Source organism: Paracoccus lichenicola, assembly GCF_009708075.1.
Classification (GTDB): Bacteria; Pseudomonadota; Alphaproteobacteria; order Rhodobacterales; family Rhodobacteraceae; genus Paracoccus; species Paracoccus lichenicola.
Map to the genome: position 1 here is coordinate 44,455 of NZ_WMBT01000006.1, position 16,976 is coordinate 61,430.

18 protein-coding genes are annotated in these 16,976 nt (G+C 67.2%); 9 read left to right on the forward strand and 9 right to left on the reverse strand.

Annotation, left to right across the window (positions count from 1 at the left end):
* From GIY56_RS11350 to coxB, 9 genes are all read right to left on the reverse strand, one after another.
* Complete coding sequence (locus GIY56_RS11350; protein ID WP_196053612.1) at positions 1–582, reverse strand: GNAT family N-acetyltransferase; 582 nt, start codon at positions 580–582, stop codon at positions 1–3.
* The gene (locus tag GIY56_RS11355) at positions 582–1,856 is read right to left on the reverse strand and encodes a M16 family metallopeptidase (RefSeq protein WP_407946969.1); all 1,275 of its coding nucleotides are present in this window, start codon (positions 1,854–1,856) and stop codon (positions 582–584) included. The genes GIY56_RS11350 and GIY56_RS11355 overlap by 1 nt, the downstream gene beginning before the upstream one ends.
* Entirely contained in the window at positions 1,853–3,229 is a 1,377-nt protein-coding gene (gene thrC, locus GIY56_RS11360) for a threonine synthase (protein ID WP_154764971.1), read from the reverse strand. The genes GIY56_RS11355 and thrC overlap by 4 nt, the downstream gene beginning before the upstream one ends.
* Before the next feature lie 10 nt (positions 3,230–3,239).
* Positions 3,240–3,911, reverse strand: coding sequence for an SURF1 family protein (locus GIY56_RS11365; protein WP_154764972.1), 672 nt, complete (start codon positions 3,909–3,911; stop codon positions 3,240–3,242).
* 72 nt (positions 3,912–3,983) lie between these two features.
* Positions 3,984–4,814: a cytochrome c oxidase subunit 3 gene (locus GIY56_RS11370; RefSeq protein WP_154764973.1), complete on the reverse strand. Its 831-nt coding sequence runs from the start codon at positions 4,812–4,814 to the stop codon at positions 3,984–3,986.
* Between the two features lie 28 nt (positions 4,815–4,842).
* Complete coding sequence (locus tag GIY56_RS11375; RefSeq protein ID WP_230312452.1) at positions 4,843–5,418, reverse strand: cytochrome c oxidase assembly protein; 576 nt, start codon at positions 5,416–5,418, stop codon at positions 4,843–4,845.
* Positions 5,415–5,615, reverse strand: coding sequence for a hypothetical protein (locus tag GIY56_RS11380; RefSeq protein WP_154764974.1), 201 nt, complete (start codon positions 5,613–5,615; stop codon positions 5,415–5,417). Before GIY56_RS11380 ends, GIY56_RS11375 begins: the two co-directional genes overlap by 4 nt.
* A complete protein-coding gene (cyoE, locus tag GIY56_RS11385; protein WP_154764975.1) occupies positions 5,615–6,532 on the reverse strand; it encodes a heme o synthase in 918 nt (305 codons plus the stop codon). Before cyoE ends, GIY56_RS11380 begins: the two co-directional genes overlap by 1 nt.
* A 37-nt stretch (positions 6,533–6,569) precedes the next feature.
* Positions 6,570–7,472, reverse strand: coding sequence for a cytochrome c oxidase subunit II (coxB, locus tag GIY56_RS11390; protein ID WP_154764976.1), 903 nt, complete (start codon positions 7,470–7,472; stop codon positions 6,570–6,572).
* 172 nt (positions 7,473–7,644) lie between these two features.
* On the opposite strand from coxB, the gene tldD reads away from it, so the two are divergent.
* From tldD to GIY56_RS11435, 9 genes are all read left to right on the forward strand, one after another.
* On the forward strand, positions 7,645–9,066 hold the full coding sequence (gene tldD, locus GIY56_RS11395; RefSeq protein ID WP_154764977.1) for a metalloprotease TldD: 1,422 nt from the start codon (positions 7,645–7,647) through the stop codon (positions 9,064–9,066).
* Positions 9,067–9,133: 67 nt separating this feature from the next.
* Positions 9,134–10,252 (forward strand): DNA-processing protein DprA, encoded by a 1,119-nt coding sequence (dprA, locus tag GIY56_RS11400; RefSeq protein ID WP_154764978.1) that lies wholly within the window; start codon positions 9,134–9,136, stop codon positions 10,250–10,252.
* Positions 10,253–10,346: 94 nt separating this feature from the next.
* Positions 10,347–13,043 carry a type I DNA topoisomerase gene (gene topA, locus GIY56_RS11405; protein ID WP_154764979.1) on the forward strand — a complete coding sequence of 899 codons (2,697 nt, stop codon included), beginning with the start codon at positions 10,347–10,349 and terminating at the stop codon, positions 13,041–13,043.
* Between the two features lie 194 nt (positions 13,044–13,237).
* A complete protein-coding gene (locus GIY56_RS11410; RefSeq protein ID WP_154764980.1) occupies positions 13,238–13,942 on the forward strand; it encodes a CoA transferase subunit A in 705 nt (234 codons plus the stop codon).
* Positions 13,942–14,568: a CoA transferase subunit B gene (locus GIY56_RS11415; protein ID WP_154764981.1), complete on the forward strand. Its 627-nt coding sequence runs from the start codon at positions 13,942–13,944 to the stop codon at positions 14,566–14,568. The genes GIY56_RS11410 and GIY56_RS11415 overlap by 1 nt, the downstream gene beginning before the upstream one ends.
* A gap of 148 nt (positions 14,569–14,716) precedes the next feature.
* On the forward strand, positions 14,717–15,289 hold the full coding sequence (locus GIY56_RS11420; protein ID WP_154764982.1) for a hypothetical protein: 573 nt from the start codon (positions 14,717–14,719) through the stop codon (positions 15,287–15,289).
* Positions 15,286–15,678, forward strand: coding sequence for a tol-pal system-associated acyl-CoA thioesterase (gene ybgC / locus GIY56_RS11425; RefSeq protein ID WP_154764983.1), 393 nt, complete (start codon positions 15,286–15,288; stop codon positions 15,676–15,678). The genes GIY56_RS11420 and ybgC overlap by 4 nt, the downstream gene beginning before the upstream one ends.
* Positions 15,679–15,823: 145 nt before the next feature.
* Entirely contained in the window at positions 15,824–16,516 is a 693-nt protein-coding gene (tolQ, locus tag GIY56_RS11430) for a protein TolQ (protein WP_154764984.1), read from the forward strand.
* Positions 16,517–16,972: an ExbD/TolR family protein gene (locus tag GIY56_RS11435; protein WP_154764985.1), complete on the forward strand. Its 456-nt coding sequence runs from the start codon at positions 16,517–16,519 to the stop codon at positions 16,970–16,972.
* The last annotated feature ends 4 nt before the right edge of the window (positions 16,973–16,976 follow it).

Here is a 16,976-nt window from a genome sequence, read left to right on the forward strand (position 1 = left end):
TTACCGGGCGTCGGTTCGGCCGCGCCGGTCGCTGCGCAGGTTGGCGTAAAGCACGTGGTTGCGCCACCGCCCGTCGATCTGAAGATAGCTTTGGGCGACGCCCTCGTACTTGAAGCCCGACTTTTCCAGCACCCCGCGGGATGCCGCGTTTTCCGGCAGGCAGGCGGCCTCGATCCGCGACAGGTCCAAGGCGGTGAAGGCGTGGTGGACCAGCACCCCGATGGCTTCGCGCATGTAGCCCTGGCGGGCGAAGTCCTGGCCGATCCAATAGCCGATGGTGCCCGATTGCGCGGGGCCGCGGCGGATGTTGTCCAGCGTGATCGCGCCCAGCAGCACGCCGTCGCGGCGCACCAGGAACAAGGGCAGCGCGGTGCCGCCCCGGCTGGCGCGGGCCGCCCAATAGACACGGTTGACGAAGCTCTTGCGCGTCAGGTGGTCGGGCGACCAGACGGGCTCCCACGGCGTCAGGAAGTCGCGGCTGGACTGGCGCAGCGACACCCAGGCGTGGAAATCCGTATGGGCAGGCAGGCGCAGCACGATCCGTTCGGTTTCCAACCTGACGGGTCGCGGGCGCAGGAACATCAGGCGGCGAGCCGTTCGGCCAGGGCGCCCAACGCAGGTGCGGCCTTGACGGGGCCGTAAAGCGCCAGCGCGGGCCGGGCCTGCCCGATCAGGGTTTCGGCATGGGCGCGCACCTCGGTCACGGTGACGGCGGCGATGCGGTCCGCGACCTCGGCGGCGTCGGGCACCCGGCCCCAGATCGCCAGGGTCCGCGCCATGCGCTCGGCCTGGGCGGACGGGCTTTCCAGCGACATCAGCAGGCTGGCGCGCAGCTGCGCCTTGGCACGGGCGACCTCGGCCTCGGACATGTCGGTTGCGGCGCGCTTCATCTCGTCGATGGTCAGGTTCGACAGGTCGGCCACGTCATCGGCCCCGGTGCCGGCATAGATGGTCAGCATCCCGGTATCGTCGTGAAAGCCCGACTGGGCAAAGATCGTGTAGCACAGCCCCCGCTCCTCTCGGATCTTCTGGAACAGGCGGGACGACATGCCCCCGCCCAGGGCCGAGGAGAAAATCTGCGCGGCATAGAAATCGTCCGCCAGATAGCCCGGCCCTTCCAGCGCCAGGGCGAAATGCGCCTGTTCCAGCCGCTTGACCTTGCGGGTTTCCAGGCCCTGCCAGCGCGCGGCCTCTCTCGGGGCTTGCGCGATGGGGGCCAGATGGCCGAAGGCGCGTTCGGCCAGGCGCACGATGCGGTCGCGATCGACGGCCCCTGCCGCAGCCACGATCATCTGGCCGGGACCATAGTTTTCGGCAACGAAGCCCGCGAGATCCGCGCGGCCGAAGCTGCTGACGCGTTCCGCCGGACCCAGGATGGTGCGGCCCATCGGCTGGTTCGGATAGGCGGCCTCTTGCAGCCAGTCGAAGATGATGTCGTCGGGCGTGTCCATCGACTGCCCGATTTCCTGCAGGATCACGCCGCGCTCGACCTCGATCTCGCGTTCGTCGAAGACCGGGTTCAGCACGATGTCGGACATCACGTCGAAGGCCAGATCGACATCACCCTCCAGCACGCGGACGTAATAGGCCGTCGCGTCGCGCGAGGTATAGGCGTTGATATAGCCGCCCACATCCTCGATGGCTTCCGCGATCTGCAGGGCGGTGCGGGTCGCGGTGCCCTTGAAGGCCATGTGCTCCAGGAAATGCGCGATGCCGTTCTGTTCCGGGCGTTCGTTGCGCCCGCCTGCGTTGACCCAGATGCCCAGGGCGGTGGAATGCAGCCCCGGCATCAGGCGCGTGGCGATGCGCAAACCGTTGGGCAGGGTCGTGACGTGCAGGTTGGGGTCTTGGTTCACTGGGTTCTCCGGTCAAGGATCAGCGACTTAAGCCCCGACACGTCGTTTTCAACCCGCGTGACGCGTTCCGGCAGGTCGAACAGGGTCTGCATGTGCGGCGGCAGAGGGGGACGGATGCCGATGGCGGCTTCCACCGCGTCGGGGAACTTGGCCGGATGGGCGGTCGCCAGCGTCACCATGGGCACGCCGGGTTCGACGTGCCGGCGCGCGACGGCCACGCCGATGGCGCTGTGGGGGCAGAGGATTTCGCCCGTCTCGTGGCGGATGGTGCGGATCATCGCCAAGGTTTCATCCTCGGACACGCGGCCCGACAGGTAGTGCTCGCGCAGGGCCTGCAGCGCGCCCTGGCTGATGGTGAAGCCGCCCGCTTTCAGCTCGTTCATCAGTTGCCCGATGGCCCCCGCATCCCCGCCATAGGCCCCATACAGCGCGCGTTCGAAGTTGGAGCTGACCTGGATGTCCATCGACGGGCTGATGGACGGCTCGACCGTGCCCACCCGGTATTCGCCGGTGGTCAGTGCGCGGTGCAGGATGTCGTTCTGGTTCGTCGCCACGATCAGCCGCCGGATCGGCAGGCCCATGGCGCGGGCGACGGACCCCGCGAAGATGTCGCCGAAATTGCCGGTCGGCACGGTGAAGTCCGTCGGGCGCATCCCCAGGCTGGCGACGGCGGTGAAGTAATAGACGATCTGCGCCACCACGCGCGCCCAGTTGATGCTGTTGACGCCCGCAAGCCCCACGGTGTCGCGGAAGGCGTGGTCGTTGAACAGATCCTTCAGCCGCGCCTGGCAGTCGTCGAAATGCCCGGTCACGGCCAGCGCGTGGACGTTGGCCGCGTCGGGTGTGGTCATCTGGCGGCGCTGAACCTCGGACACGCGGCCATGGGGGAACATGATGAACACGTCCACGTTGTCGATGCCCTTGAAGGCCTCGATGGCCGCGGACCCCGTATCGCCCGAGGTCGCGCCGACGATGGTGATGCGCTGGCCGGACCGCTTCAACGCAATCTCGAACAGCTGCGCGATCAGCTGCATCGCGAAGTCCTTGAAGGCCAGGGTCGGGCCGTGGAACAGCTCCAGCAGGTGATGGCCGGGGGCAAGCTGGCGCAAGGGGGCCTTGGCCGCGTGTTCGATCCGGGCATAGGCGCGGTCGATGGCGCCGCGCAGTTCCTCGTCGGTGAAACTGTCGCCGGTAAAGGGGCGGATGACGCGGAAGGCCACGTCCTCGTAGGACGACCCGTCCAGGTCGTGCAGCGCCGAGAATGCCGGGATCGTCTCGGGCAGGTATAATCCGCCGTCGCGGGCCAGCCCCGACAGCATCGCCCCTTCAAAATCCAGCACCGGGGCCTTTCCCCGCGTCGAGACGTAGCGCATCCGCATTCCTTCAGTATTTCCGCTGCCTGATACGCCAGATCAGGCCGACTGTCATCCCTGCCCAGGTCGCCGCGATCAGGAACCATTGCACGGCATAGGACAGGTGGTTGTTGGGGATTCCCTCGATGGCCACCGGGATCGGCTCGATCCCCTGCGCGTCGCCCTCGACGAAGCTGGCGACGACCAGGATCGGTTCGGTGTCCAAGACCCGCGCCATGGCGGGCACGTCGCGGGCGAACCAGATGTTCTCGTCCAGGTTCGGCTCGGGCGTGGCGCTGCCCTTTTCGTCGGGCCAATGCAGGTTGCCGCGCACGGTCAGGCGCACGGGCGGGCGTTCGGCATGGCGCAACTCCTGCGGGACGAATCCCCGGTCCAGCAGGATCGCGCGGCCGTCGTCGGTGACGAAGCGCGACACGATTTGGTAGCCGCCGCCCTGTTCCCTGGTGCCCGACAGCACGTCGATCTCGGTCCCGGTGGTGGTGCCGCTGACGGTCACGGGCAGGTATTTCATCGACGGATCGACCGTGGCGGGCAAGGGCACGGGTGCGGCCTCGATGCTGGCCTGGATTTCGGCCAGCATCCCTTCCTTCCACTCCATCCGGCGCAGCTGCCACAGGCCAAGCTGGACCAGGATGGCGCAGCCGACGATGCCGAGGATCAGGGGAAACAGGATGCGGCGCATGAAGATAAAGCCAGTCGCAAAGAAAAACGCGCGGGGCCATCCCCGCGCGTCGCATGTCGGACCCTGCGGGGATCAGCTGCCCCAGACATAGACCACGGCGAACAGGAACAGCCAGACCACATCGACGAAGTGCCAGTACCAGGCCGCGGCCTCGAAGCCGATATGCTTGTCCTGGTCCATCTGGCCGTTCATCAGGCGCAGCAGGCAGACGGCCAGGAAAATGGTCCCGATGATGACGTGAACGCCATGGAAGCCCGTGGCCAGATAAAAGGCGCTGGCATAGGCGGTATCGGCCAGACCGAAGGCCGCATGGCTGTATTCGTAGGCCTGCAGGATCGAGAAGACGACGCCCAGGATCACCGCCACGATCAGGCCGTTGATGGTGGTCTTGCGGTCGTTGTCATGCACCAGCGCATGGTGCGCCCAGGTCACGGCCACACCCGACAACAGCAGGATCAGCGTGTTGATGAAGGGCAGGTGCCAGGGGTCGAAGGTCACGATCCCCTCGGGCGGCCAGACGCCGTCCTTGATGGGGCTTTCCGGTCCCATCGGATACAGCGCCTGCTTGATGAAGTTCCAGAACCAGGCGGTGAAGAACATCACCTCGGAGATGATGAACAGGATGAAGCCGTATTGCAGGCCGATCCGCACCACGGGGGTGTGGTCGCCCGCCTGGCTTTCGCGGACCACGTCGGCCCACCAGCTGTACATCACGTAAAGGACGCCGGCGAAGCCGATCAGGAACAGCCAGGGGCCGTTGACCGGGATGCCCAGCAGGTGGACTTCGTCCGCGTGCATCCAGCCCACCGCGCCATACAGCATCAGGAAGGCCGAGATCGCTGCGACGAAGGGCCAGATCGACGGCGGAAGGATGTGGTAATCGTGGTTCTTTGCGTGCGCCATGAGCTGTCCCCGTCGGCTCCTTCTGTGTTCAGTTGACGTTGGCGGCCGGGGCGGCGTCAAGCGCCGCCTGTTTCGGCTCGGTCCGGTGGAAGGTATAGGACAGGGTGATGTCCCTGATCCAGGACGCGTCGCGGTCGCCCACCAGCTCGGGATCGACGAAGAAGCTGACCGGCATCTCGATCCGCTCGCCGGGCTGCAAGGTCTGCTCGGTGAAGCAGAAGCATTCGATCTTGTCGAAGTAATAGCCCGCCACTTCCGGCGCGACGTTATAGCTGGCCGTGCCCGTCACGGCCACGTCGGAATTGTTCACGGCCTCGTAGAAGGCAAGGCCCGTTTCGCCGATCTTCAGCTCCATGCTGGTCTGCATCGGCCGGAACGTCCAGTCGAGGTTCGGATCCACATTGGCGTCGAAGCGGACGCGGATCACCTCGTCCAAGACCGTGTCCGACCCTGTCTGCGACACCTGCGTGGTGCCGCCATAGCCGGTGACGCGGCAGAACCAGTCATAGAAGGGCACGGCGGCCCAGGCCAGCGCGCCCATGGTCAGGACGACCGCGACCAGGGCGGTGACGGTCTTGCCCTCGGGCGACATGCGGCGGCTCATCGGGCGGCCTCCGGCTGCTCGGGCGGCAGGACGGACACGCGGGGCTGGTGGTCGAAGGCCTCCATCATGTCGCCCTGCTGGACCTTCACGACCGTCAGGCCGAAGACCAGCGCGACGAAACACGCCAGGACGGCGGCCAGGCCGACATTGCGCGACCGGCGGCGGCGGTGGATCTCGTGTTCGGCGTTCAAGGGCATCACCACGTCCCCCACAGGTTCTGAGCCAGCAACGCGACGAAATGCAGGAACAGGTAATAAAGCGACAGCTTGAAGACACGCCTTTCCACGGCATAGCCGTCGGCGAGTGCCGCATCCTCGGACCGGCGCAGGATCTGCCAGCCGCCATGGATGAACAGCGCGTTCAGCACGACCGACGCCGCAAGATAGATCGGTCCGCCGACCGATGTCAGCCCCAGCCAGATCGCGAAGGGCGCCAGCACCAGCGTATAGGCGAAGATGTGGCGGCGCGTCGCGGGGCGGCCATGGGTGACGGTCAGCATCGGCACCTGGGCCTCGTGATAGTCCGACTTCATGAACAGCGCCAGCGCCCAGAAATGCGGCGGCGTCCAGAAGAAGATCAGCGCGAACATCAGAAGCGATTCGATGCTGATGCCACCGGTGGCGCAGGCCCAGCCGATCATCGGGGGGAAAGCGCCCGCCGCGCCGCCGATCACGATGTTCTGCGGCGTCCAGCGTTTCAGCCAGATCGTATAGACGACGGCATAGAAGAAGATCGTGAAGGCCAGGAAACCCGCCGCGAACCAGTTCGCCGCCAGTCCCAGCATCATCACCGCGAATCCCGCCAGGATCAGGCCCAGCGACAGCGCGGCATTGCCGTCGATCCGGCCTGCCGGGATCGGACGGCCTTGCGTGCGCCGCATCACCGCATCGATGTCGGCGTCATACCACATGTTCAGCGCACCCGAGGCCCCGCCGCCAAGCGCGATGAACAGGACCGAGCAGAAGGCGATGAACGGATGCACATCGACCGGCGCGACCCACAGGCCCACGAAGGCCGTGAAGACGACCAGCGACATCACCCGCGGCTTGAGCAGCGCGACGAAGTCGCGGAACTCGGCCTCGGGGGCGCCTTCATAGGTGTTGATGTCGGTCATGTCGTCCGTCTGGCTTTCTGGCTGGTCCGGGCGCCGGTCACTCGGCCCGGGCCACCTGAACGTCGGTTGCGGCCGTTGCGGCGGCGGTTTCCGCGGCCCCCTCCAGGGTGCCGCCCTGTTCGGCGACCCAGGCGGCATAAACCTCGGGGCTGACCGCCTTCACGACGATCGGCATGTAGGCGTGGTTGATGCCGCACAGTTCGCTGCACTGGCCGAAATAGACGCCTTCCTGTTCCACGTTGAACCAGGCCTGCGCGATCCGGCCCGGAACGGCGTCCTGCTTGACGGCGAAGGCAGGGATGGTCCAGCTGTGGATCACGTCGTTGGCGGTCATCTGCATCAGCACGGTCTGGCCCACGGGCACGACCACGGCATTGTCGGTGGCCAGCAGGTATTCATCCTCGGAATAGCCGTAATCGGCCAGCTCTTCCTTGGTCAGCATGATCGAATCGAAGCTGATGCCGCTTTCCGGGTATTCGTAGGACCAGTACCACTGGTTGCCGATGGCCTTGATCACCACGTCGGGGTCGGCGGGCATTTCCTGCTGGCGGAACAGCAAGGGCAGCGAAAAGGCGCCGATGGTCACCAGGATCAGCACCGGCACCAGCGTCCAGCCGATCTCCAGCGGAGTGTTGTGCGTGAACCTGGCGGGAACCGGGTTCGAGCGGCTGTTGTAGCGCAGGATCACCGCCAGCAGCAGCAGGCAGACGAAGACCGTGACGACGGTGATGATGATCAGCACGAAATGGTCCAGCCACTGCTGGTCGCGCGCCAGTTCCGTCGCGGCGGGCTGGAAGTTCACGCCCCTGGGTTCCGGCTTGCCGATCGTGGGAAGCTCGCCCAGAACGTCCTGCGCCAAGGCAGAGCTGGCTATCATTCCCGCTGTCGCAAGCCCGGAAGCTGCCGCGACCCCACGGCGAATCATCGCTATTGCCATCATTCCATCCCGTTATCCTGACGCGGCCGCGCGACCGCAGGCGCCCGAGGGCGGCCCTTTTCCTTTAACAATCCCTGTTCTATGACCATATCTCGACCCCACGGGCAAGTGATACATAAGCCTGCCTTCGCAAAATCCCGGCATCGCGCCGCCGTTTCGGAAGATGACGCCCGCCATGAGCCGCACCCCCTTCGACCCCTTCGCCACCCACCTCGACCGTGACCGCGCCCTGGCCATCCTGCGCGAGGCCACGGCTGGCGCCGAGGATGGCGAGCTTTTCCTGGAACGTTCCGTGTCGGAATCGCTGGTCTTCGACGACGGGCGGCTGCGCAATTCCGGCTATACCGCCGAGCAGGGCTTCGGCCTGCGCGCCGTCCGGGGCGAGGTGACGGGCTACGCCCATTCGACCGAGATCTCGGAACCCGCCCTTCGCCGCGCCGCCGAGACCGCGCGGCTGGCCGTGGCCGCGGGCGGCGGCATCCTGGCCCCTGCCGCGCCCTTGCAGGTCCAGCCGCTCTACATGGCCGCCGACCCGGCCGAGGGCATCCCCTTCGCCACCCGCATCGCGCTGCTGCGCCAGATCGACGATTACGCCCGCTCGCGCGATCCCCGCGTGGTGCAGGTCACGGTGTCGCTGGCCTCGTCCCTGCAGGAAATCGCGATCCTGCGGCCCGAGGGCGGGCTGGTCACGGACATTCGCCCGATGGCCCGGCTGAACGTCAGCGTGATCGTGGAAAACAACGACCGCCGCGAATCCGGCGGCCATGGCGGCGGCGGGCGCGTGTCCCTGGCAGGCCTCATGGATCCGGCGAACTGGCAGCCCGCCGTGGACGAGGCGCTGCGCATCGCCCTGGTCAACCTGCGCTCGGTCCCCGCGCCTGCGGGGGTGATGGACGTGGTGCTTGGTCCCGGCTGGCCCGGCATCCTGCTGCACGAGGCCGTGGGCCACGGGCTTGAAGGCGATTTCAACCGCAAGAAGGCCTCGGCCTTTGCCGGGCTGATGGGCCAGCGGATCGCGGCGCCCGGCGTCACGGTCGTCGATGACGGCACCATCCCCGACCGGCGCGGCAGCATCAGCGTCGATGACGAGGGGATGCCCCCCGCCCGCAACGTGCTGATCGAGGACGGGATCCTCGTGGGCTACATGCAGGACCGCCAGAACGCCCGGCTGATGGGGGTGGAACCCACGGGCAACGGGCGGCGCCAAGGCTTTGCCCATGCGCCGATGCCGCGCATGACCAACACCTTCATGCCGGGCGGCGATGCCGATCCGGCGGCGATCCTGGCCGATCTGCGCGACGGCATCTATGCCGTGGGCTTCGGCGGCGGGCAGGTGGACATCACCAACGGCAAGTTCGTGTTTTCCTGCACCGAGGCCTATCGCGTGAAGAACGGCGTCGTCGGCGATCCCATCCGGGGGGCCACGCTGATCGGCGACGGGGCGACCGCGCTGCAACAGGTCCACGCCATCGGCAACGACATGAGCCTGGATCCCGGCATCGGCAACTGCGGCAAGCAGGGCCAGTGGGTGCCGGTGGGCGTGGGCCAGCCGACGCTGCTGATCGGCGGGCTGACGGTGGGCGGCTCGGCGGCGTGAGGGGCCGCTAACCGGTTGTTAACGCCTTCGGGGTAATGCTGATTCCCGGACAAGGGCCGGAGGCAGCATGGATACCGGGCATCTTCCTTTCGACAGGCGCAGCCAGGCGGACGACGACCTGACGGTGCTGCGGCTGATCCGGTCGCGCCGGGTGGGTCCTACGACCTATCACCGGCTGATCGCCGAACACGGCAGCGCGCGGGCAGCCTTAGACGCCCTGCCCGCCATCGCGGCGGCGGCAGGCATTGCCGATTATGAGGCCTGCCCCGAAGGCGTGGCGGCGGCGGAACTGGCGGCAGGGCGCAAGGTCGGCGCCCGGCTGATCCGCTGCGATTCGCCGCTTTACCCGGCGGCGCTGCGCGAGATCGACGGCGCCCCGCCGATCCTCTGGGTGCGCGGCGATCCCGCCTGGCTGTCGAAGAACCCGGTGGCGGTGATCGGGGCGCGCAACGCCTCATCCTTGGGCCTGCGCATGGCGCGCGGCATGGCGGCGGGGTTGGGAGAAGCGGGACACACCGTCGTGGCGGGCCTGGCGCGGGGCATCGACACCGCCGCCCATAACGCCGCCCTGCCCACGGGCACCATCGCCGTGATGGCGGGGGGCGTCGATGTGATCTATCCGGCGGAAAACGTCATCCTGGCCGCGCAGATCGCGGAAAAGGGCGTGCTGGTGTCCGAACAGCCGCCCGGAACCGAACCGCAGGCCCGCCATTTCCCGACCCGCAACCGCATCGTGTCCGGCCTGTCCCTGGCCGTGGTGGTGATCGAGGCCGCGCACCGGTCCGGCACCCTGATCACCGCCAAGAACGCCCTGGACCAGGGACGAGAGGTCATGGCCGTGCCGGGCCATCCGATGGATGCCCGCGCCTCGGGCTGCAACCAGCTGATCCGCGACGGCGCGGTGCTGGTGCGCAATTCGGCCGATGTCTGCACAGCGCTTGGCCGCGAGACCGAACCCGTGGGCATGGCCGAGGCACCCCCTGTTCCCCTCGCCCGCCCCCAACCGGTCGAGACCGGGGAAATCGAGGCGCGGATCCTGTCGCGGCTCGGCCCCTCGCCCTCGGATGAAAACGACGTGATCCGCGACTTGGGCCTGCCTGCCGCTGCAGCCAGTGCCGCGATCCTGTCGCTGGAATTGCAGGGACGTTTGCTGCGCGTGCCGGGCGGACGGCTGGCGCTTGGCTGAGGGCGGCACGGGCGGCGGGTGATTTCGCCCGGTTGACACTGGCAGGCACCGCACCCATCTTGCCGCCCCATTGCAAGGTGCGCCCCGAGGTAACATGCCCGTCGTCGTCGTCGAATCCCCGGCCAAGGCCAAGACCATCGAAAAATACCTCGGCGGCGACTATCGCGTGCTGGCCTCGTTCGGCCATGTCCGCGACCTGCCGCCCAAGGACGGCAGCGTCGATCCGAACGACGATTTCGCCATGAAATGGGAGGTCGCGGCAGACAGCAAGAAGCACCTCAAGGCCATCAAGGACGCGCTGAAGGACGACCAGAACCTGATTCTGGCCACCGACCCCGACCGCGAAGGCGAGGCGATTTCCTGGCACCTGCTGGAAGCCCTGTCCCCTGCCCTGAAGAAGGGCGCCGGGGTCAGCCGCGTCACCTTCAACGCCATCACCAAGGCCGCCGTGACCGAGGCGATGGCCCATCCCCGCCAGATCGACCAGCCGCTGGTCGATGCCTATCTGGCGCGCCGCGCGCTGGATTACCTGGTGGGCTTCAACCTGTCGCCGGTCCTGTGGCGCAAGCTGCCGGGCGCGAAATCGGCGGGCCGCGTGCAATCGGTCTGCCTGCGCCTGATCGTGGACCGGGAAATGGAGATCGAGGCCTTCAAGGCCCGCGAATACTGGTCGGTCCATGCGCGCCTGGCCACCCCGGGCGGGGCGGAATACGACGCGCAGCTTGTCTCGCTGGCCGGGTCCAAGCTGGACCGGTTCGACCTGCCTGACGCCGAAAAGGCCGCGATGGCCGTCAGCGCGGTCGCCAGCCGCGACCTGGGCGTGACGGGCGTCACCGCCAAGCCCGCGACCCGCAACCCCTGGCCGCCCTTCATGACCTCGACCCTGCAACAGGAAGCGTCGCGCAAGCTGGGCATGGGCGCCAAGGCCTGCATGTCGGCGGCGCAGCGCCTGTACGAGGCCGGGTTGATCACCTACATGCGGACCGACGGCATCGACATGGCGCCCGAGGCCGTCCATGCCGCCCGCGACGCGATCCGCGCCAAATTCGGCGACAATTACGTCCCGAAAAGCCCGCGCATGTACAAGAACAAGGCCAAGAACGCGCAGGAGGCGCATGAATGCATCCGCCCGACCGACATGATGCTGTCGCCCGATCGGCTGAAGGTTTCGGCGGAGGACCAGCGCAAGCTTTACGACCTGATCTGGAAGCGGACCATCGCCAGCCAGATGGAAGCCGCGCGGATGGAACGCACCACCGTGGACATCGCCAGCCCCGACAACCAGGTGGGCCTGCGCGCCACCGGACAGGTGATGCTGTTCGACGGCTTCCTGCGCGTCTATGACCAGGGCCGCGACGACGAGGACGGCGAGGACAGCGCCCGCCTGCCCGCGATCAAGGAAGGCGAGGCAGCGAAGCTGGTGGGCCAAGCTTTCGAGGCCGAGTTCGCCAAGGCCCGCGAAAAGGACGATCCGGTCCCCTCTGCCCCCGCAGGCCAGCGCGCCGCCCCCGGCCTTTTGCTGAACGACAGCGCCGCCGTGGCCGCCCGCCAGCATTTCACCCAGCCGCCCCCCCGCTATACCGAGGCCACGCTGGTCAAGCGCATGGAGGAACTGGGCATCGGCCGCCCCTCCACCTATGCCAGCATCGTCACCACGATCCAGGACCGCGAATACGTCCGCAAGGACAAGAACCGCCTGATCCCCGAGGACAAGGGGCGACTGGTCACGGTGTTCCTGACCAAATACTTCCCGCGCTATGTCAGCTATGACTTCACGGCGGATCTGGAAAATGAACTGGACGAGATCAGCGCCGGCGACCTGCTGTGGCGCGAGGTCCTGGCACGGTTCTGGAAGGATTTCTCGAAGGCGCTCGAAGGCACGTCGGAACTGCGCATCACCGAGGTTCTGGACGCCATCGACGACGCGCTTTCCCCGCATCTTTACCCGCCGCGCGCCGATGGGGGCGATCCGCGCGAGTGTCCGTTGTGCGGCAAGGGGCGGCTGAACTTGAAGACCGCGCGGTCGGGCGGGGCCTTCATCGGCTGCACGAACTATCCCGAATGCCGCTATACCCGCCCGATCTCCGCGCCCGATGGCGAGGACGCCGTGGGCGACCGCATCCTGGGCCATGACAACGGCGATCCGATCAGCCTCAAGACCGGGCGCTTCGGTCCCTATGTCCAGCGGGGCGAGGCGACCGAGGACAATCCCAAACCCGCCCGGTCCTCGATCCCCAAGGGCTGGAACCCGGCCACGCTGGATCTGGAAAAGGCGGTGCAGTTGCTGTCACTGCCGCGCCCCATCGGACCGCACCCCGAGGATGGCGCGTTGATCGAGGCCGGACTTGGCCGCTTCGGTCCCTATGTGAAGCACGGGTCGAAATACGCGAACCTGCCCGATGCGGACGAGGTCTTCACCATCGGCATGAACCGCGCGGTCGAGGTTCTGGCCGCCAAGCAGACGCGCGGGCGCGCAGCCGCTGCGGCGCCCCTGCGCGAATTGGGCGATCATCCCGACGGCGGCGCGATCCAGGTGATGAGCGGGCGCTATGGCCCCTATGTCAAATGGGACAAGGTGAACGCCACCCTGCCGCGTGACGTGACCCCCGAGGATCTGACGGTCGAACAGGCGCTCGAGTTGATCGCGGCCAAGGCGGGCAAGTCGCCTGTCAGGAAGAAGGCCGCGCCCAAGGCCAAGGCCGCGACCCTGGCAAAGAAACCGGCAGCGAAGAAAACCGCGGCGAAAAAGGCCTTGCCCAAGAAGGCCGTGAAAAAGGCAGCCGAAGCCTAGTCCCGGCCGCGTTGGGACAGGCGGGCTGTCGCAGTCGCCGCGGCAGCTTGCCTGCCATGCTCATGCGGACCTGGCCCCGTTGCACGGGCCCTGGCCTTGGGGCCGTCGGGATGCCGCCACGCTGCACCGCCGCATTGACTTGCCGCAGCACGCAAGCGACAAATTCGCAGCAAGGTCATTTTGGGGGAGGGACGATGAAAAAGGTCTATGCCACGGCAGCCGAGGCACTGGAGGGGTTGCTGCATGACGGGATGATCATCGCGGCGGGGGGCTTTGGCCTTTGCGGCATCCCCGAGCTGCTGATCGCCGCCATCCGCGACGCGGGCACCAGGGATCTGACGGTCGCCAGCAACAACTGCGGCGTCGATGACTTCGGCCTGGGGATCCTGCTGCAAACGCGGCAGATCAGGAAGATGATCTCGTCCTATGTCGGCGAGAACGCCGAGTTCATGCGCCAGTATCTGTCCGGCGAGCTGGAGCTGGAGTTCAACCCGCAGGGCACGCTGGCCGAACGGATGCGCGCGGGCGGCAGCGGCATCCCCGGGTTCTACACCAAGACCGGGGTGGGCACCGTCATCGCCGAGGGCAAGGAAGTGAAGAATTTCGACGGTCAGGACTATATCCTGGAACGCGGCATCGTCGCGGATCTGTCCATCGTCAAGGCCTGGAAGGCCGACGACACCGGCAACCTGGTGTTCCGCAAGACCGCCCGCAACTTCAACCCGCCCGCCGCCATGTGCGGCAAGGTTTGCGTGGCCGAGGTCGAGGAGATCGTCCCGCGCGGGTCGCTGGACCCCGACGGGATCCACCTGCCCGGCATCTATGTGCATCGGATCGTCCAGGGGCAGCACGAAAAGCGCATCGAACAGCGCACGGTTCGGAAGAGGGAGACTGCCTGATGGCGTGGGACAGGAACCAGATGGCCGCGCGGGCGGCGCAGGAACTGGAAGACGGGATGTACGTGAACCTCGGCATCGGGATCCCGACGCTGGTCGCCAATTACGTGGGCGACAAGGACATCACCCTGCAATCGGAAAACGGGATGCTGGGGATGGGACCGTTTCCGTATGAGGGCGAGGAAGACCCGGATCTCATCAACGCGGGCAAGCAGACCATCACCGAACTGGACCGCACCGCCTATTTCGACAGCGCGACCAGCTTCGGCATGATCCGCGGCGGCAAGATCGCCGCCGCCATCCTGGGCGCGATGGAGGTGGCCGAGAACGGCGATCTGGCGAACTGGATGATCCCGGGCAAGCTGGTCAAGGGCATGGGCGGCGCCATGGACCTGGTCGCGGGCGTGGGCCGGGTGATCGTGGTCATGGACCACACCAACAAGGCGGGCGAATCCAAGGTCCTGCGCGAATGCACCCTGCCCCTGACCGGCAAGGGCGTGGTGGACCGCATCATCACCAATCTGGGCGTTCTGGACGTGGTGCCGGGGGGCCTGCGCATCGTCGAATGCGCGGACGGCGTGACCGAGCAGGAACTGCGCGCCGCGACCGAGGCGACGATCGTTTCCTAACCTGTCGTACAATGGAAATGTCGGCGGGGGCCTTGCCCCCCGTCGCCGTTTCGGCGGGGCCTGCCGGCCCTTCTCGACTGAAAAAGGTCCACTGGACCTTTTTCCGGGCGTCTCGAAGCCCCAGGATATTTGGATAAAGGTGAATGGCATGACTGCCGACCAGATCGCCGCGTTGTTCACCCGCACCGACGGGACGTTTCTGTGCGCCCGCTGGGGGCGGCCGGTGGCGCCGGTGATCTTTGGGCTGGCCGATGAAAGCCTGGACATCTTCCGCGGCGCGATCCGGGCGGGTTTTGCCCATGCCCGGCATCCGCTGACGGACGCCGACCCCGAGATGGGCGCGAACCTGATGCTGTTCTTCGTGCGCGACTGGCCGGATCTGGCCGGCATTCCCGACCTGGACCGGCTGACCGACGCGCCCGGCCTGCCCGACCGGCTGGCCCGCACTGACGCCGATCAATACCGCATGTTCCGCTTTGACCCCGACGGCGGCATCCGTGCCTGCCTGGGTTTCCTGCGCATGGGGGGCCGGCTGGCCGACAGCCATCCGGGGCAACTGGCCGAGGCGCTGTTCATGCGCTGCGCGCTGACCTTCGCGCGCGACATCGCGCCCTCGGCCCCCGTGGCGGCGCTGATCCGGGCGGCTTATGATCCGGTCCTGCCGGTCGCGGCCACCGATCCGGCCCATGCCCTGCGGCTGGCGGCAAGGATGGGCGCATGACACATCGGCTGCCCGTTCGTGTTTATTACGAGGACACCGACCTTGCCGGGATCGTTTACTATGCGAACTACCTGAAATTCATCGAACGCGGCCGGTCGGAATGGCTGCGCGCGCTTGGCATCGACCAGGTGGCGCTGAAGGCCGGCGGCCATGTCTTCGCCGTCCGCCGCATCGAGGCCGATTACCTGCGCCCCGCCCGCTTCGACGACCTGCTGTCGGTGGAAACGGCGCTTTCGCAGATGACCGCCGCGCGGATCGTGGTGGACCAGACCGTCCGCCGCGGCCCCGACCTGCTGTTCACGGCCCGGGTGACGCTGGCCTGCCTGGACGGCGCGGGCCGCCCGGCGCGGCTGCCGAAAGGCCTGGCACAGGCCCTGGCAACGGGGTGAGGCGCGGGGGCCGCACTGTTTGAAAGTGACGGCATTGTGTTGCGGCAAGGGGCTGCAACCTGTGCCAGGAAGGCGCTAGAAGGCCTGCAAACCGACCGGACCACCGGTTGGATCCGCAATGGATCACGACGAAAAGGCAGTGACGATGGAACCGATCCAGGCCGCGCAGGCCCTTGATTTCTCGCTGATGGCGCTGTTCGCGCGCGCCTCGCTGACGGTGCAGGTGGTGATGGTGCTGCTGATCATCGCCTCGGTCTGGGCCTGGGCGATCATCATCCAGAAATTCCTGGCCTTCGCGCAGGCCCGGCGCGAGGCCGCGCGCTTTGACCGCAGCTTCTGGTCGGGCGAGCCGCTGGACGACCTTTATGACCGGCTGGGCGAACGCCCCTCGGGCGCGTCGGAACGCATCTTCGCGGCGGGCATGACCGAATGGCGGCGCAGCCACCGCGACGACGGGGCGCTGATCCCCGGCGGCACGGCCCGCATCGACCGCGCCATGAACGTCGCCATCCAGCGCGAGGAATCGCGGCTGTTCCGGGGCCTGTCGTTCTTGGCAACGGTAGGGTCCACCGCGCCCTTCATCGGGCTGTTCGGCACCGTCTGGGGCATCAAGACCGCGTTCGAGGGCATCGCCATGTCCCAGGATACCAGCCTGGCCGTCGTGGCCCCCGGCATCGCCGAGGCGCTGCTGGCGACCGCCCTGGGCCTCTTGGCCGCGATCCCGGCGGTGGTGTTCTACAACAAGCTGTCGGGCGACGCCGAGCGCGTGACCGGCAACTGGGAAGCGTTCGCCGACGAATTCTCGACCCTGCTGTCGCGCCAGATGGACGAGGCATAGATGTCGGGCGCCGTCGTCAAGCGGGTCAGCCGCAAGGGCCGGGGCCGGCGCCGCAACGCGCCGATGTCGGAAATCAACGTCACGCCCTTCGTGGACGTGATGCTGGTGCTGCTGGTGATCTTCATGGTGGCAGCACCCCTGATGACGGCGGGCGTGCCCCTGAACCTGCCGCAGACCGCCGCCACCGCCATGCCCACGGAACCCGAGGAACCGCTGGTGATCTCGATCCCTGCCGATGGCGAGGTCACGCTGATGGACGCGCCGGTGGCGCCCGACCAGATCGTCACGCGGTTGCGCGAAATCCTGGCGGGCCGTGAAAGCCAGCGGGTGTTTTTGCGCGCGGACGGGGCGATCCCCTATGCCCGCGTGGTGCAGGTGATGGGCGCGCTGAACGCGGCAGGCTTGTCGGACATCGTGCTGGTGACGGATACCGGCGGTCCCAGGATGGACGGCTGAGGAC

Bases quoted from the DNA above. Each gene is read 5' to 3' on its own strand.
- GIY56_RS11350 (WP_196053612.1), bottom strand. From the start codon at position 582: ATGTTCCTGCGCCCGCGACCCGTCAGGTTGGAAACCGAACGGATCGTG.
- thrC (WP_154764971.1), bottom strand. From the start codon at position 3,229: ATGCGCTACGTCTCGACGCGGGGAAAGGCCCCGGTGCTGGATTTTGAA.
- GIY56_RS11365 (WP_154764972.1), bottom strand. From the start codon at position 3,911: ATGCGCCGCATCCTGTTTCCCCTGATCCTCGGCATCGTCGGCTGCGCC.
- GIY56_RS11370 (WP_154764973.1), bottom strand. From the start codon at position 4,814: ATGGCGCACGCAAAGAACCACGATTACCACATCCTTCCGCCGTCGATC.
- GIY56_RS11375 (WP_230312452.1), bottom strand. From the start codon at position 5,418: ATGAGCCGCCGCATGTCGCCCGAGGGCAAGACCGTCACCGCCCTGGTC.
- GIY56_RS11380 (WP_154764974.1), bottom strand. From the start codon at position 5,615: ATGCCCTTGAACGCCGAACACGAGATCCACCGCCGCCGCCGGTCGCGC.
- cyoE (WP_154764975.1), bottom strand. From the start codon at position 6,532: ATGACCGACATCAACACCTATGAAGGCGCCCCCGAGGCCGAGTTCCGC.
- coxB (WP_154764976.1), bottom strand. From the start codon at position 7,472: ATGATGGCAATAGCGATGATTCGCCGTGGGGTCGCGGCAGCTTCCGGG.
- tldD (WP_154764977.1), top strand. From the start codon at position 7,645: ATGAGCCGCACCCCCTTCGACCCCTTCGCCACCCACCTCGACCGTGAC.
- dprA (WP_154764978.1), top strand. From the start codon at position 9,134: ATGGATACCGGGCATCTTCCTTTCGACAGGCGCAGCCAGGCGGACGAC.
- topA (WP_154764979.1), top strand. From the start codon at position 10,347: ATGCCCGTCGTCGTCGTCGAATCCCCGGCCAAGGCCAAGACCATCGAA.
- GIY56_RS11410 (WP_154764980.1), top strand. From the start codon at position 13,238: ATGAAAAAGGTCTATGCCACGGCAGCCGAGGCACTGGAGGGGTTGCTG.
- GIY56_RS11415 (WP_154764981.1), top strand. From the start codon at position 13,942: ATGGCGTGGGACAGGAACCAGATGGCCGCGCGGGCGGCGCAGGAACTG.
- GIY56_RS11420 (WP_154764982.1), top strand. From the start codon at position 14,717: ATGACTGCCGACCAGATCGCCGCGTTGTTCACCCGCACCGACGGGACG.
- ybgC (WP_154764983.1), top strand. From the start codon at position 15,286: ATGACACATCGGCTGCCCGTTCGTGTTTATTACGAGGACACCGACCTT.
- tolQ (WP_154764984.1), top strand. From the start codon at position 15,824: ATGGAACCGATCCAGGCCGCGCAGGCCCTTGATTTCTCGCTGATGGCG.
- GIY56_RS11435 (WP_154764985.1), top strand. From the start codon at position 16,517: ATGTCGGGCGCCGTCGTCAAGCGGGTCAGCCGCAAGGGCCGGGGCCGG.